The sequence below is a fragment of the Paenibacillus lycopersici genome, from assembly GCF_010119935.1.
In the GTDB taxonomy this organism is placed as follows: domain Bacteria; phylum Bacillota; class Bacilli; order Paenibacillales; family Paenibacillaceae; genus Paenibacillus_Z; species Paenibacillus_Z lycopersici.
In genome coordinates this window covers 5,264,094-5,278,720 of the sequence record NZ_CP048209.1, presented here as the reverse complement: position 1 = coordinate 5,278,720, position 14,627 = coordinate 5,264,094, and the positions used below count along the sequence as shown (strand labels likewise).

Sequence of the window (14,627 nt, the reverse complement as noted above, 5' to 3'; positions counted from 1 at the left end):
CTTCTTTCGAATCTCTCCTGATACTATATGAGGACAGGGCGATCGCGACACGGTCAATTGCTCCGGTGCATCGGTCCAACTTGCCGGTCTTCAGCGGTGAAGCCCGATCGCGGCGAGCACGTTGATGAAATCGGCAGCGTAGCGTCCGGGCGAGAAATGCGTCCGGATATGCTGCTGCGCCTTCGTCCGCATGCGTTCGGCAAGGCTGCGGTTGTCCAGCAGCTCGTTCGCTTCGGCGACGGCCTCCTGAACGGTGCGGCTGACGAAGAACTTCCCGGTGCGGTTATGGTCGATGAAGCACCGCACGCCGTCGGAGTCCGTGGACAGCACGGGACAGCGGCAGCTCATCGCCTCGGCGACGGCATAGCCGAACCCTTCGGCGTACGAGGTCGACAGCAGCATGCCGCCGGAATCGCCGATGGCCGACAAGTAGTACGGCATATGGCTGTGCGGCATATTGGAACGGACGACGAGTCGCTGCTGAAGACCGAGCTCCTGGACCATTGCGTTGAACGCCTCCCGCTCGCCTGGGCCGGCGATGAACGCATCCTCGAATATCCAGCCGGTCAAATCCGGCCGATTCGCTGCCAGCGCGGCGAGGATGCGGAGGTAGAGCCGCCAGTTCTTGTTGTGCTCCAGCCGTCCGATCCAGCCGAGGATCGGGGCGCCTGCCGGGTTCAGCCACGGCGCGGCATGATGACTGAACTGCTGCGTGTCGATCATGTTCTGCACGTAGAATCGGGGGAAGTCGCCGAGATAGTGCTGGAACAGCTCCATCATGTGCGAGGTCGGCGGGCTGACGACGCCCTGCGCGTAGGCGCGAATGAACGTGGAGGCGAATGCGATCGTTCCGATGGCGTCCTCCCTCGTGCCCAAGCCTTGGGCCTCGTACAGAACAGGCCCTTTATAGCCGAGACCGCGAATTCGCTGCAGCATGAGATGGTCGCAGATGACGATGACGGCGTCGTAGCTGCCGGATTTCAGCACGTCGATGATTTCGAAATCGTTATTCGTCACGAAATGGGGAATGTCCGCCATGTTTTGCGTTCCTGCGCCGTTCCACAGGTAAAGGGCGTGCGACTCGATGCCGACGGCGCGCAAGGCATGGTAGCGCAGCCGATTGAGCGTCTCGATGCCTCCGCTCGGAATAAAGTACGTGAACAGCAGCTTCATAGCCATTATCCTCCCTATGGACACACTTATCATTAGTTTATGTCCGGGGCCTGCAACCCGATTGGGTCCTTGTCTCTCTCGATTCTGCGAGACTTGCAATCGCCATGATGTGTTAAAATGACGGTAAGCAAGAGGATGCCGGTCGGCGGAGATCAATCCGTTCATCGGCTGCGATGAAAGGGGATGGAAGCGGCATGGAAATCAAAGCGGCTTTACATGAAATCAACGAGGCGGCAGCCCGCCAGCCGGCGGGCATCGTGCACGCGCCGATCGTCATGGACGGCGTGCTGGAGGCGGGGGCGCTTGCGAAGATCGCGCCTTATATAAGGCTGCGGGGCTTCGCGTCCGTCGCGCTCGTCGCCGACGACAATACATGGAACGCGGCCGGGGAACGGCTTGCCGCGTCGCTTGCGGAAGCGGGCATCGCCTGCGCCGTATGCCGTCTGAAGGCGAACGGGCAAGGCGACGTGATCGCCGACGAGCGGACGATCGTGCAGGTGCTGTTGGAAACGCCACGGGACGCGGAGGCGGTGCTCGCGGTCGGTTCGGGGACGATCAACGACGTGGTTCGCTTCGCCTGTTTCCAGACGGGCCGCGTCTTCATCTCCGTTCCGACGGCGGCTTCGGTGGACGGCTTCACGTCCGTCGGCGCGCCGATCATTACGGACGGCTTCAAGCAGACGGTTCCGGCGATCGCGCCGGAGGCGATTTTCGCCGACTTGGACGTGCTTGCGGCGGCGCCGCAGCGGCTGACGGCGGCAGGCTTCGCGGACATGCTCGGCAAGTTCACCTCGCTGGCCGACTGGCGGTTCTCGCAGCGGATGGCAGGCGAGCATTATTGTCCGCTGGCGTACGAGCTTACGGAGCGCGCGCTGCAGCAATGCCTGGACACGGTGGATGAAATCGCGGCGGGCTCGCGGCGCGGCGTCGAAGTGTTGATGGAGGCGCTGCTGCTGTCAGGCTGGTCGATGCTGCTCGTCGGCCATTCGCGGCCGGCTTCCGGAGGCGAGCATCATCTGTCGCACCATTGGGAGATGGCGTATATCGCGGAAGGGCGGAGGCAGCTGCTGCACGGCGCCAAGGTCGGCGTCGCGTCCGTGATGCTCGCGAAGCTGTACCGCGACGCGCTGGGCGAGGCGTACCCGGACATCTTCGGCCGGCTGCCGGAGAGCGGGCAATTGCAGGCATGGCTGCGCCGGGCCGGCGGGCCGGCGGATCCCGGCGAGATCGGATTGACGGATGCGCTGATCGCGGAATCGATGCGGGAAGCGCATAAGCTGCGCGACCGCTACACGGGCTTGAAGCACCTGGCGCTGCGCGGGTAAGAGGCGGGCAGGAGCTGCGTGGGTAAGAGGCGGGCAGGAGCTGCGTGGGTATGGAGCGGGCAGGAGCTGCGTGGGTATGGAGCGGGCAGGAGCTGCGAGGGTAAGAGGCGGGCAGGAGCTGCGTGGGTATGGAGCGGGCAGGAGCTGCGAGGGTAAGAGGCGGGCAGGAGCTGCGCGGGTAAGAGGCAGGCCGGAGCTGCGTGGGTAAGAGGCGGGCAGGCGCTGCGTGGGTACGAACCGGGCGGCGCCGGTCCCGGCGGTAGCGCTTTATGCGAAACATCCGATATTATTTGCGCATGCCAAACAGCGGCAGTCATGGACATTCTGTTCCCGACTGCCGCTTCTGTCCAGAGCGGCATCATTGATGTAGTGGGATCGACGGGGAATTGCATCTAATGGCTTGGGGCGGCTTGAACCGCCATTCTTGGGCAGTTCGGGCGGGCTTCCCGCGGCTACCCGTTTGAATGAGGTTGATAGCCATCACGCGCCGTCGCGGGTAGCAGCGCGAAGTGCAGAAAGACGCTCAGGCTGCCGCTTCCCCGGCATTGCTTGCATTGCTGCCGAAACTATTTTGATCAATCGGCTTTTGGGGCCGGCTGGGCAGCAGTACTGCCGTTGAGTCAAGGAAGCGGACAAGAGATGCGTTATTGGCCGGGTTTCATTGTTTTTCCTTGCGCATGCGGACAGGAGATGCGCTATTTCACCCTGCATGTAGATATTCGGCGCTTCCAGGGGGCAATAACGGATCCTGTGTCCGATTGTCAGCCCAAAATACCGATTTCAATACAAATAGCGGTTCCTGTGTCCGATCGCCTACGGAGGTTATCCCATTCAGGCGCCGCGATTTGAAGATTCGAATATTTTCTCGACAGTCTGAGCGGCAGCAGGGGGGCACTTGTGTTCCGACTGCCGCTTTTTAAGTTTGCTTGCGCTCGCGTTCGCGGCTGACACGAATCGCCCTGCCGGATCGTGCTGCCGGATCGGCCTAGCGGATCGTGCTACCGAATCGTGCTGCCGGATCGGCCAAGCGAATCGGCTACCGGATCGTGCTGCCGAATCGTCCCACCGTTTCCGCCTACCGAATCGCCTATCGAATCGCCTGCCGGATCGGCCTACCGAATCGTCCTATCGAATCGCCTACCGTATCCGCCTACCGTATCCATCAACCGAATCGTCCTATCGAATCGCCTGCCGGATCGGCCTACCGAATCGTCCTATCGAATCGCCTGCCGTATCCGCCTACCGAATTGCCTACCAAATTCGCCTACCGGATTGACAGCTGGAATGTCTCGCTGCGCTTGCCGTCTTCTCCGCAGGCGGCAAGCGTGTACACCGTGCCCTTCTCCGTCTTCATCTCCTCGATCGATTGGCAGTACTCCAAGCGCTTCGCAGGCGACCCGTAGGCATCGTGCGTATTGTCGAACCGGTGCGCGATCGTCCGGCCGTCGAAGGACAGATCGTCGAAGATGGGGTCGCCCTCGATCGTGTAATGGACGACTTGAACGGCGTCGCTGCCGCCGGATTTCACGTTCTGCATGAACCGCTCCCATGTCGCCGGATTTTCGATTCTGCCGATCAGGTTCACGATATCTCCGTTCGCCGCGGCTTGCTTGGAATCGTACCGGATCCCCCAGATTAATTCCATCAGCTCGCGGGTCGATCCGGTCGTTAGCCGGTAGCCCGTGCCCGTGTCGGACACGTAGGTAAACATGCCATGCTCCGAACGCGTGTCCAGCCACAGATGAATGTCCTGGCGCTTGCCGTCATGCTGAAGGACGACATCGTAATCCGGCTGGGCTACGTCGAGGACGCCTTGGATTTGCTCCGCGGACTGGATCGCTTCCGCGAAGGCATCGATCTGCCGCGGTTCGGCGAAACGGCCGTAAGGCGCGGGATTGACCTTCCCGAAGCCGACCGAGCGGCTCACGATCGCTTGTTCGGCCTTGCTCTCGGCAGCGGCTTGCCCAGGCGCATCGGCGGTCTGTTCGGCTGCGGCCTTCGCATGGGCGGGCCCGTTCTTCCCCTGACCATTCCCGCAGCCTGCCACGCCCAGCAGCAGCGCCGCGCCCAGCATAATCGTAACGATACGCATAGCTCTCTCCCCCTTATTGGCCTCTACGACGAAGCGCGCGCAAGGAATGTTGCACGCCAACGACAAAGCGCAGCCTGGCGTACATGCTGTACGCCGGCTGCGCTCTGCTTGTTCCGTCCCGGACCGGATGGCTCAATAACCGGAAGAGGGGCTTATTCTAGATATTTGGCAATAAACGCAAGCGCGTTATCCGGCCGGCCGGCGTTGACGCGGACCCCCGCGATGTACTCCTTGCCGACGACGGGGATGGCTTTCAATAACGGGCTGGCGGAGATGTCGACGCCGTAGACATGCTCCTCGGGAACGTCTTCCGTGGTCGCTTTGTATTCGAGCGCCGGCTTCAGGCCCGCGCCCAGCTTGGCGGCGTTCTCGCCGTCGAGCGGCAGCAGGGAGCCGTCCATGGCCAGTTTCGCGAAATTCGCTTTATCCAGGATGTACACGTCCGCTTTGTTCATCATCAGATCGATGATGCTCTTCTGCATCAGCGCGGAGTCCTGCTCGCTCTGCATCGTCGACGGCACGTACGTGAAGAAGGTCTGGACGCGCTCCCATTGCGGGAACTGCGACAGGAAGTCCGCTTCCAGCGGCTTCATGTCGGTAACGGGATACGTACCGTCCTTGCTGTAATATTCGCCGAAGAAGGAGACGCTTACATCAATGGGCGGAAGCTTCGCGAGCTCGGCCATTTTGTGGCGGTGGTCGATGTAGCCCTTCGTGCTGAAAATAATGATGAGAATGAGCGCGATGGCGCCAAGCACATGGAATTTATAATAGCTGAAGAAATGATCGACCTTCTGCGCGGAACCGGCCATGCCCTTGTATTTGCCATAAGCGGCGGCGTTGAACTGCTCCATCGTCTGCTTCTCTTCGTATTCCAGAATCGTCTTGTACGCTTTGTTGATGCCTTCCAGGCCGGCGGCCTGTTCGCCCGGCTGTTCCGATTCATCGCGCTGCCGGCTGGCGCGCTCCCGGCGGATCAATAAGAAATACCGTTTCTCGACGTCTTCCTTCGACGCGCCTTCCGGCAGGCCGAGCAGCTCGTAAGCCTTCTTCAGTTCATCCATATCAGGTCTACCTTCGCTTTCTATAGGTTCGTATACCTTCTAGTATACCGCCTTTGCCCCCAATCGACAAAATGTAAAACGAACCGGCTGTCCGCACGCGCGATCAAGCCGGTTCGTTCATGCTCACAGCGTCCAGCGCAGCAGCAGCGCCGACTCCGTCAACCCGCCGCCGAAGCCGTACAGGAGCAGGGTGTCGCCGTTCTTGATCCGGTCTTCCTTCAGCGCCAAATCGATCGCGAGGGGGATGGAGGCCGCCGACGTATTGCCGTATTCCCGAATGCTCGTCAACGTCCGCTCCAGCGAAACGCCGGTTCGCTCGCAGACCGATTCGACGATGCGCATGTTGGCGCTGTGCGGCACGAACCAGCCGATATCGTCCAGCGTCAAGTTGTTGCGCGCCATCAGCTCCTGGATGCCTTTGGTCACCGAGGTGACGGCCCAGGCATACACCTGCCGCCCGTTCTGCACGATCATGCCGTTCGTCTTGATCGGCACGCCGTCGATCGCCGAGGCCAGCGATGAACGGTACAGATGGTGACCGTCGCCGCCCGACGTCCGGTTATAGGACGCGAGGAATGCTCCGTCCTCGCGCCGTTCCACGAGCATCGCGCCGGCGCCGTCGCCGAACAGGATGCAGGTGGTGCGGTCGGTGTAGTCCGTCGCCTTGGACAGCGTCTCCGCGCCGATGACGAGAATTTTATGATAAGCGCCGGTGAGCAGCAGGCCGTTCGCCATCTGCAGCCCAGAGACGAAGCCCGCGCAAGCGGCTTGAATGTCGGCTGCGCCGCAGGAGGCGATGCCGAACTCCGCCTGAACCCGCGCGGACATGCTGGGGAAGTACGTGTCCGGCGTGGTCGTGGCGACGATGACATAATCGACGTCTTCAAGCACGGCGCCGTAACGCAGCTGCAAATCCCGCACCGCGCCGAAGCACATGTCGCTGCAGAATTGGCCTTCCGCCGCGATTCGCCGTTCCTTGATGCCGGTACGCTGGAAAATCCATTCGTCCGACGTCTCCACCAGCTGCTCCAAATCGTGATTGGTCAGGACGCGTTCAGGTACATAAGCGCCGAAAGCCGTAATGGCCGCCAGCGATCGCAATGGGTGTTGAAGCATGCCTTCTCAACTCCTTAGTACCAGGTACTAGTATCTGGTGTTATGCGTCAAGCGTACACCTTTTAAGCAATCATGTCCATATGTTTATTTGGCATCGTGACCTGTACATATTCCAGTGCTCCTTATTGTTTCTTAAACGGGGAATATTCAATCGGATGCGACTTCCGGACGCGTTTTCGTTTTTGGGACTGTCAATTGTCTGAGAGAATGTCACCCTAACTGTTCTGTGAAAATGTCACCCCCGTTGAGTTTAAAGCCACCGTCAGGTGGCTTGGTTTCGGCCTTGCATTGTGGTATTCTGAATCTGTTTTTGGTGTACCTGATACGTCCTTTTCCAAGGATGGTCAGCGGCGGGTTTGCGTGGCTGCGCAATACCCGCTTTTTTATTGGGCTTCTTCTCCGCCTGTCGGACCGCTTTCGTGGTCTCCTTCAGCATTAAGGCCTCTCCGTTGTGCCAGATCAGCAAGGCCCCGCTAAGTGTCTCTCGGACCTCGACAACGGATTTGGCATCCCAGTGTCCCGGTACCGCCTTGGCGAAGGTGTAAATCCTCCCGCCGTACGAAAGCGTTCGGCCCGTACCCAGCTTACGATGTTCACGTGTCGTGAATACATGCTCTAAGCGTACGTCCTTGCCAAGCTTGCGGTAAGCGGAGTCGGCAGATACGGGGGCTACGGCAAACTGCTTGTTGTGCTTGGCGATAAGCTTGGGGAGTGCCTTATTGGCCTCCTCGATGGTCGATACACCGAGCAATCGCAGCTCAATGACGAGGCGGTCCTGCAGCGTCACCCAGAGGCGCTCAATGCGGCCCTTGGCTTGCGGCGTGACGGCCTTGATGTGTTCGATGCCCAATTCATGCATAGCCTTGCCAAAGTGCGAGAGGGGCTTGGTCATGCCAGCAAGCTGCTGCTCCAAGGTAAGTTTCTCGTTCGGCGAACGGAAGATGGTGTGGCGATCGCTGTAGAGTCCGAGTGGGATGCCTTGTTTCTTGATTCCCTGCATCATCACAAGCGAATACCCTTCGCGGCATTCAGTGGGCATGAATACGGCGCCTGTCACGATGCCGGTAGCGTCGTCGATGGCGGCGTGAAGGGCAAAGACAGGGGCACGATCCTCGAGCCAAGCATACGGAGTTGCGTCGATCTGCCAAAGCATACCGACTTGGGAGCGACGTTTACGGGGCTGGTGCACCTTCGAACGTCTACGCTGTTTCGCCGATTTCAAACCCTTGGTGAGGAGAATGCGACGTGTGCTGACGCCGCTTAGTTCAATCCCCTCATGCTCAGCAAGCAGTTCGGCAAAGTGACAGCTGTTGCTGCCTTGATACTTTTGTGTGTAAAGTTCCGCGACTCGATCCTTGATTTCCGCGGACAAGGCATGAACGGGCTTACGTCCGCGATTGCCGTGAGCGATCCCCCCAGCGTTTCCGACTTGATAACGTTTTTTCAGACGTTGAACCTGTCTAACCGAAAGCCCCAGCAGGGCAGCTCCTTCCTCATTCGTCATGTGTCCATCCAACACTTTCTCCACAACCAATACCTTCTTCAGCTCTGTGTTCGTCAATGTCATGGTCTCCTGTCTCATAGTGACATTATCTCAGAACAGTTACAGGGTGACATTATCACAGACGAACAACAGTTTTCGTTTTTGGGACTTGCTGTTTCCTTGCTGTTATTGTATAATCAAAATATTGCAGGTCCGTAGCTCAATGGCAGAGCAACCGGCTCTTAACCGGTAGGTTGTGGGTTCGACCCCCACCGGGCCTATTGTTTCGAAATTCCCCTGTCCGCGCTGCGGGCAGGTTTTTTTTGTGCTTCCAGCGTCTTATGGGCCGTGTGTCAGATGCCGAACAAGTATTTGAACAAGCATGCGGCGAATGATCGCAGAAGTTTGTTCCGTTGCTTCCGTGGCAAAACTAACAAGTGACGTACAAATATCTGATATCGAGGCATACCGATGATGGATGAACGATTGCGTGACGTGCAGCAGCAGGCTGCGCATACAGAGTGGGAGCGATGGCTGTCAAGCGGGCTGTTCACATGGCAGTGGTGGTATTTGCTTGCGGGGCTTGTTCTGCCGTGGTTCCTTCTCTTGAAGCTCATTGACCGTAAACGATCGCTCGCGATTTGGGTTTTCGGACTGATGGTGCTGATCATCACTTCGTTTACGGACGACCTCGGTTCCGACACGGGCGCATGGGTGTATCCCATTAAGCTTGTTCCCTGGTCGCTGATTTCATTCCCGTTTGACTTCTCCGTCATTCCCGTCGCGCAAATGCTGATTTATCAATACTGCAGAAGCTGGAAAGCCTTCTTGATCGCATTATTCATTCAAGCTGCCGTATTCGCCTTCATCGGGGAGCCGTTCTCGGTCTGGGCCGGAACGCTGACGTATTTCGGCTGGACGTACCCTTGCTCTTTCCTGTTCTATATATGTACAGGCGCGTTAACGAGAGTATTCGTCGATTATTGGACCCGGCAGCAGAGCCGCCCATAATCATCTTCGATCGGCCCTCAGCATGAGGCTATTCACGGAACAACAGCAACGGAACCGCGCGATCTTGCGAGGGTTCCGTTTTTTTATGTTCGGCAAGGCTCGGAACGGTACAGCGCCAACTGACATGTGCATACAAGTTGGCAGGATGCTATACTAAGGGACACATACATGTTACTGAGGGGGCAACGTATGAAACAGAAGGCACTGCCCAAATACGCGCAGCTGAAGAAAGAAATAACAGCCTGGCTCGACACGGGAAGGCTGCAGCCGAACGAACAGATGCCGTCCGAGAACGAAATCGCCGAACGGTTCGGGATCAGCAGGCAAACGGTGCGGCAGACGCTCGGCGAGCTGGAGCAGGAAGGCAGGCTGTACCGCATCCAAGGGAAAGGGACCTTCGCAGCCGAGCCGAAGGCAAGCGAGCAGCGTCCCGAGGCGCAGACGATCGGCCTGGTGACGACCTATATTTCCGATTACATCTTTCCTTTCATCGTCAGGGGAGCCGAATCCGCGATCCGCGCCAAGGGCTATAATTTGATGCTCTCCAGCACGGACAACGACAAGCGCAGAGAGCGTGAAAGCCTCTCGCTGTTGACGAGCCGGCCGCTCGGCGGGCTGATCATCGAACCGACCAAGAGCGCGGAGGGCAACCCGAATCTGGACTACTTCCTGGCGCTCCACAACCGGCGCATTCCGTACGTCATGATTAACGCCGAATATCCGGAGATCAGCAGCCCGTCGCTTACGATCGACGACGAGGCGGGAGGCTGCGCCGCCGCGGAACACCTCATCGGCCTTGGCCATCGCCGGATCGCAGGCTTCTTCAAGACGGACGACCGGCAGGGCGTGCTGCGTCTCAAAGGGTTCATGCAGGCGCATCAGCGGGAAGGGCACGCGCTTCATCCGGATTTCGTCATCGCCTATCGGACGGAAGAGCAGGCGGAGAAGCCGGTCGAAGCGGCGGCCAGGCTGCTGAGCCGGCCCGAAGGGGAGCGGCCGACGGCGCTCGTCTGTTACAACGACCAGCTCGCTCTGCGGCTGCTCGAAGTGATCCGGCAGCTCGATCTGTCCGTCCCGGGCGACGTCTCGATCGTCGGGTTCGACGATTCCTCGCTCGCGACGGCGACGGAAGTGAAGCTGACGACGCTCACGCATCCGAAGGAGCAGATGGGCGAGGATGCCGCGCGCATGCTGTTCGAGCTCATCGAGAGCGGCGGAGCGTCCGTCCCGGCATCCCGGTCGTACAAGCCGGAGCTGATCATCCGCGAATCGACGCGGCAGATATCCGAACAAGTTTCGAAAATGATCTAGCCAACAGGTACGTACAAGTTTATAATCGAGATGAAACGAAAAGCAGGCGAAAGGATGAGCGGTTTGCTGAAACGGTTGAAGCAGGAGGTTTTGGAAGCCAATCTGGATTTGCCCAAATACGGTCTCGTCACGTTCACGTGGGGCAACGTCAGCGGAATCGACAGGGAGCGCGGGCTGGTAGTCATCAAGCCGAGCGGCGTCCCGTACGAGAAGCTGAAGCTTGACGACCTCGTCGTCGTCGACTTGGACGGGAACAAGGTGGAAGGGGAGCTGAAGCCGTCCTCGGACGCGCCTACTCATCTCGTGCTCTATAAGGCGTTCGCCGGCATCGGCGGGATCGTGCATACGCATTCGCCTTGGGCGACCAGCTGGGCGCAGGCGGGAAGGCCGATTCCGGCGCTCGGAACGACGCACGCGGATTATTTCTACGGGGAAATTCCGGTTACCCGGGCGATGACGCGCGCGGAAATCGAGAACGGTTACGAGCATGAGACGGGCAACGTGATCGTCGAGCGGTTCAAGGGGCTGGATCCGTCGCGCATTCCCGGCGTGCTCGTGAACAGCCATGCGCCGTTCAACTGGGGCAAGGATCCGCATGAAGCGGTACATAATGCCGTCGTGCTGGAGGAAGTCGCCAAGATGGCGCTGCATACATTCGCGTTGAATCCGGGCGCCGGACCGATGGATCAGGCCCTGCTGGATAAGCATTTCCTGCGGAAACACGGCGCGGGCGCTTACTACGGCCAGACCAAATAGCAGCTGCCTGCGCCGAGCCTTCGCCGGGCGGCGGCATGCATACGATGGCGAACTCATTATGGAGGGATACGCATGAGTCATGACGTGATTAACGATATTCGAAGCGGCCGCACCGCGCTTGGCATCGAGCTTGGTTCGACGCGCATCAAAGCGGTGCTCGTCGGCAAGGACCACGAGCCGATCGCATCCGGCAGCCATGAGTGGGAGAACAGCTACGTCAATCAAATGTGGACGTATAGCCTGGATGAAATTTGGAAGGGCTTACAAGAGAGTTACCGGGACATGGCAAGCGACGTGAAGCGGCGTTACGGCATATCCGTGCAAACGATCGGAGCGATCGGGATCAGCGGCATGATGCACGGCTATATGGTGTTCGACGAATCCGGCGAGCTGCTGACTCCGTTCCGCACGTGGCGAAACAACATCACCGAGCAGGCTTCGGCCGAGCTGAGCGAATTGTTCGGCTTCCATATCCCGCAGCGCTGGAGCATCGCCCATCTGTATCAAGCGATCCTGAACGGGGAAGAGCATGTCGCCCGAATCCGTTACCAGACGACGCTCGCGGGCTATATCCATTGGAAGCTGACGGGGCGCAAAGCGCTCGGCGTCGGCGAAGCGTCCGGCGTATTCCCGATCGACATGCATACCAGGGATTATCACGGCGCAATGATCAAGCAATTCGACGGCTTGATCGCCCCGCGGGATCTTCCTTGGCAGCTGACGGACATTCTTCCTCAAGTGCTGGTCGCCGGCGACAACGCGGGCGCGCTCACGGAAGAAGGGGCGAAGCTGCTGGACGCCGCGGGCGAGCTGCAGGCGGGCATTCCGCTCTGTCCGCCGGAAGGCGATGCCGGAACGGGCATGGTGGCGACGAACAGCGTCGCGCCGCGCACAGGCAACGTCTCTGCCGGTACTTCCGTGTTCGCCATGGTCGTCCTGGAGAAAGAGCTGTCCAAGGCATATGAAGAGATCGATCTGGTGACGACGCCGACAGGCAGCCTCGTCGCGATGGCACACTCCAACAACTGCTCGTCGGATCTGAACGAGTGGGTCGGCCTGTTCGGCCAATTCGCGAAGGCGATGGGGATGGAGACGGATTCGGCGGCGCTATACGGCACATTGTACAACCAGGCGCTCCAGGGCGATCCGGATTGCGGCGGATTGCTGGCTTACGGCTACCTGTCGGGCGAGCATATGACGCATTTCGAAGAAGGCCGTCCGTTGTTCGTGCGCTCGTCGGGCAGCAATTTCAATCTGGCCAACTTTATGCGCGTGCATCTCTTCACGGCACTCGGCGCGCTCAAGATCGGCATGGACATTCTGCTCAAGCAGGAAGGCGTGAGGCTGGACGAGATTCTGGGCCACGGCGGGTTGTTCAAGACCGAAGGCGTCGGGCAGCAAATCATGGCCGCCGCGCTCGACGTTCCGGTATCCGTCATGGCCACGGCGGGGGAAGGCGGCGCGTGGGGCATCGCGCTGCTCGCTGCCTACATGACGAACCGGTCCGGGAACGAATCGTTCGAAGCGTATCTGAACGACCGCGTCTTCGCGGGGAAGACCGGCGTGACGGTACAGCCTGATCCGGCGGATGTCGCGGGCTTCGAGGCATTCATGAAGCGTTATATGAAGGGACTCGCGATCGAAAGAGCGGCAGTCGATTATTTGAGCGAATAACGAATAGCCAATAGCGAAAGGGGACATTACCATGTTGAACGTGAAACCTTATGAATTTTGGTTTTTGACCGGCAGCCAGCACTTGTACGGCGAGGAGACGCTGCTCGAGGTCGAGGCGCACTCCAGGGAAATGGTGGATGGCTTGAATCAGGATCCCGCGATCTCGTACCCGGTCGTGTTCAAGGCGCTCCTGACGACGCCGGAGGACATCCGCCGTACGCTGATCGAGGCGAGCGGCAGCGAATCCTGCGCCGGCGTCATCACGTGGATGCACACGTTCTCGCCGTCGAAAATGTGGATCGCCGGTCTGGCGCAGCTGACGAAGCCGCACTTGCATTTCGCGACGCAATACAATCGGGAAATCCCATGGAGCACCATCGACATGGATTTCATGAACACGAACCAAGCCGCGCACGGCGATCGCGAGCACGGATTCATCGGCGCGCGCATGGGACGCTCCCGCAAAGTCGTGTTCGGTCACTGGCAGGACGGGACGGTTCGTTCGCAAATCGGCGGCTGGCAGCGTACCGCGGTCGCGTTCTGCGAAAGCAGGACGCTCAAGGTCGCCCGTTTCGGCGATAACATGAGACAGGTGGCCGTGACGGAAGGCGACAAGGTGGAAGCGGAAATTCGCTTCGGCTGGTCCGTGAACACGTACGGCGTCGGCGATTTGGCCGAGCGCGTCAATGCCGTGCCGCCGGAGGCTGTCGAAGCGCTGGTCGCGGAATACGAGCAGGCGTACGCGCTCGCGGCGGACACCGAAGAACAGCGGCAGGCGATCGCGTACCAGGCGCGGCTTGAGCTGGGAATGCGGAGCTTCCTGGAGGAGGGCGGATTCACGGCGTTCACGACGACCTTCGAGGACTTGCACGGCCTCGAGCAATTGCCGGGGCTGGCGGTGCAGCGGCTGATGGAAGACGGCTACGGGTTCGGCGGCGAAGGCGACTGGAAGACGGCGGCGCTCGTGCGGCTGATGAAGATCATGGCGGACGGCAAAGGCACGTCGTTCATGGAGGATTACACGTACCACCTGGCGCCGGGCAATGAGCTCGTCCTGGGCGCGCATATGCTGGAAATATGCCCGACCATCGCCCACGGCAAGCCGCGCATCGAGGTTCACCCGCTCGGCATCGGCGGCAAAGCGGATCCGGCGCGCATGGTGTTCAACGGACGGAGCGGCCCGGCCATCAACGCGAGCATCATCGATCTCGGCCACCGGTTCCGTCTGCTCGTCAACAAGGTGAACGCGGTCGAAGCGGCGGAGCAGATGCCTAATCTGCCCGTTGCCCGCGTGCTCTGGCAGGTGCTGCCGAATTTGAAGGACGGCGTGGAGGCCTGGATTCTGGCGGGCGGCGCGCATCATACCGGATTCTCGTACGAGGTGACGACGGAGCAGATGATGGACTTCGCCGAGATCTTCGGCATCGAGGCGGTCGTCATCGACGAGCGCACGGACCGGATCGGCTTTCCGAACCAGCTTCGGTTAAGCCAATCGGCTTGGGCAAGCAAGTAAGCTTGCGAGAATCTTATCGGGAACGGCCTTAGTTCGGCGCTCGCCGGACTAAGGCTTTTTGTTATGGGCGTGCCCGGATTCCAGACCGCTGCCCGTTGTCCATCGCCGC

General features: G+C 59.7%; 11 protein-coding genes and 1 tRNA gene. 7 read left to right on the top strand and 5 right to left on the bottom strand.

Annotated features, from left to right (window positions below):
- Positions 1 to 90 precede the first annotated feature (90 nt).
- Complete coding sequence (locus tag GXP70_RS23175; protein ID WP_162359018.1) at positions 91 to 1,173, bottom strand: glycosyltransferase family 4 protein; 1,083 nt, start codon at positions 1,171 to 1,173, stop codon at positions 91 to 93.
- 194 nt (positions 1,174 to 1,367) lie between these two features.
- Between GXP70_RS23175 and GXP70_RS23170 the strand changes: the two genes are divergently transcribed.
- Entirely contained in the window at positions 1,368 to 2,498 is a 1,131-nt protein-coding gene (locus GXP70_RS23170) for a sn-glycerol-1-phosphate dehydrogenase (RefSeq protein ID WP_162359017.1), read from the top strand.
- 1,264 nt (positions 2,499 to 3,762) lie between these two features.
- Here the strand turns inward: GXP70_RS23170 and GXP70_RS23165 are convergent.
- From GXP70_RS23165 to GXP70_RS23150, 4 genes are all read right to left on the bottom strand, one after another.
- The gene (locus GXP70_RS23165) at positions 3,763 to 4,590 is read right to left on the bottom strand and encodes a DUF4362 domain-containing protein (RefSeq protein ID WP_162359016.1); all 828 of its coding nucleotides are present in this window, start codon (positions 4,588 to 4,590) and stop codon (positions 3,763 to 3,765) included.
- Positions 4,591 to 4,742: 152 nt separating this feature from the next.
- Positions 4,743 to 5,654 (bottom strand): J domain-containing protein, encoded by a 912-nt coding sequence (locus GXP70_RS23160; RefSeq protein WP_162359015.1) that lies wholly within the window; start codon positions 5,652 to 5,654, stop codon positions 4,743 to 4,745.
- A 123-nt stretch (positions 5,655 to 5,777) separates the two neighbouring features.
- Positions 5,778 to 6,770 (bottom strand): ketoacyl-ACP synthase III, encoded by a 993-nt coding sequence (locus tag GXP70_RS23155; RefSeq protein ID WP_162359014.1) that lies wholly within the window; start codon positions 6,768 to 6,770, stop codon positions 5,778 to 5,780.
- Between the two features lie 262 nt (positions 6,771 to 7,032).
- The gene (locus tag GXP70_RS23150) at positions 7,033 to 8,331 is read right to left on the bottom strand and encodes an ISNCY family transposase (RefSeq protein WP_162360403.1); all 1,299 of its coding nucleotides are present in this window, start codon (positions 8,329 to 8,331) and stop codon (positions 7,033 to 7,035) included.
- A gap of 131 nt (positions 8,332 to 8,462) precedes the next feature.
- Between GXP70_RS23150 and GXP70_RS23145 the strand changes: the two genes are divergently transcribed.
- From GXP70_RS23145 to araA, 6 genes are all read left to right on the top strand, one after another.
- A tRNA-Lys gene (locus GXP70_RS23145) sits at positions 8,463 to 8,534 on the top strand.
- A gap of 190 nt (positions 8,535 to 8,724) precedes the next feature.
- Positions 8,725 to 9,264 (top strand): CBO0543 family protein, encoded by a 540-nt coding sequence (locus tag GXP70_RS23140; RefSeq protein ID WP_162359013.1) that lies wholly within the window; start codon positions 8,725 to 8,727, stop codon positions 9,262 to 9,264.
- A gap of 189 nt (positions 9,265 to 9,453) precedes the next feature.
- Positions 9,454 to 10,575 carry a GntR family transcriptional regulator gene (locus GXP70_RS23135; protein WP_162359012.1) on the top strand — a complete coding sequence of 374 codons (1,122 nt, stop codon included), beginning with the start codon at positions 9,454 to 9,456 and terminating at the stop codon, positions 10,573 to 10,575.
- A 63-nt stretch (positions 10,576 to 10,638) separates the two neighbouring features.
- Complete coding sequence (gene araD / locus GXP70_RS23130; RefSeq protein WP_162360636.1) at positions 10,639 to 11,331, top strand: L-ribulose-5-phosphate 4-epimerase; 693 nt, start codon at positions 10,639 to 10,641, stop codon at positions 11,329 to 11,331.
- Positions 11,332 to 11,403: 72 nt separating this feature from the next.
- Entirely contained in the window at positions 11,404 to 13,005 is a 1,602-nt protein-coding gene (locus GXP70_RS23125) for a xylulokinase (RefSeq protein WP_162359011.1), read from the top strand.
- 31 nt (positions 13,006 to 13,036) lie between these two features.
- Entirely contained in the window at positions 13,037 to 14,518 is a 1,482-nt protein-coding gene (gene araA / locus GXP70_RS23120) for an L-arabinose isomerase (RefSeq protein WP_162359010.1), read from the top strand.
- The last annotated feature ends 109 nt before the right edge of the window (positions 14,519 to 14,627 follow it).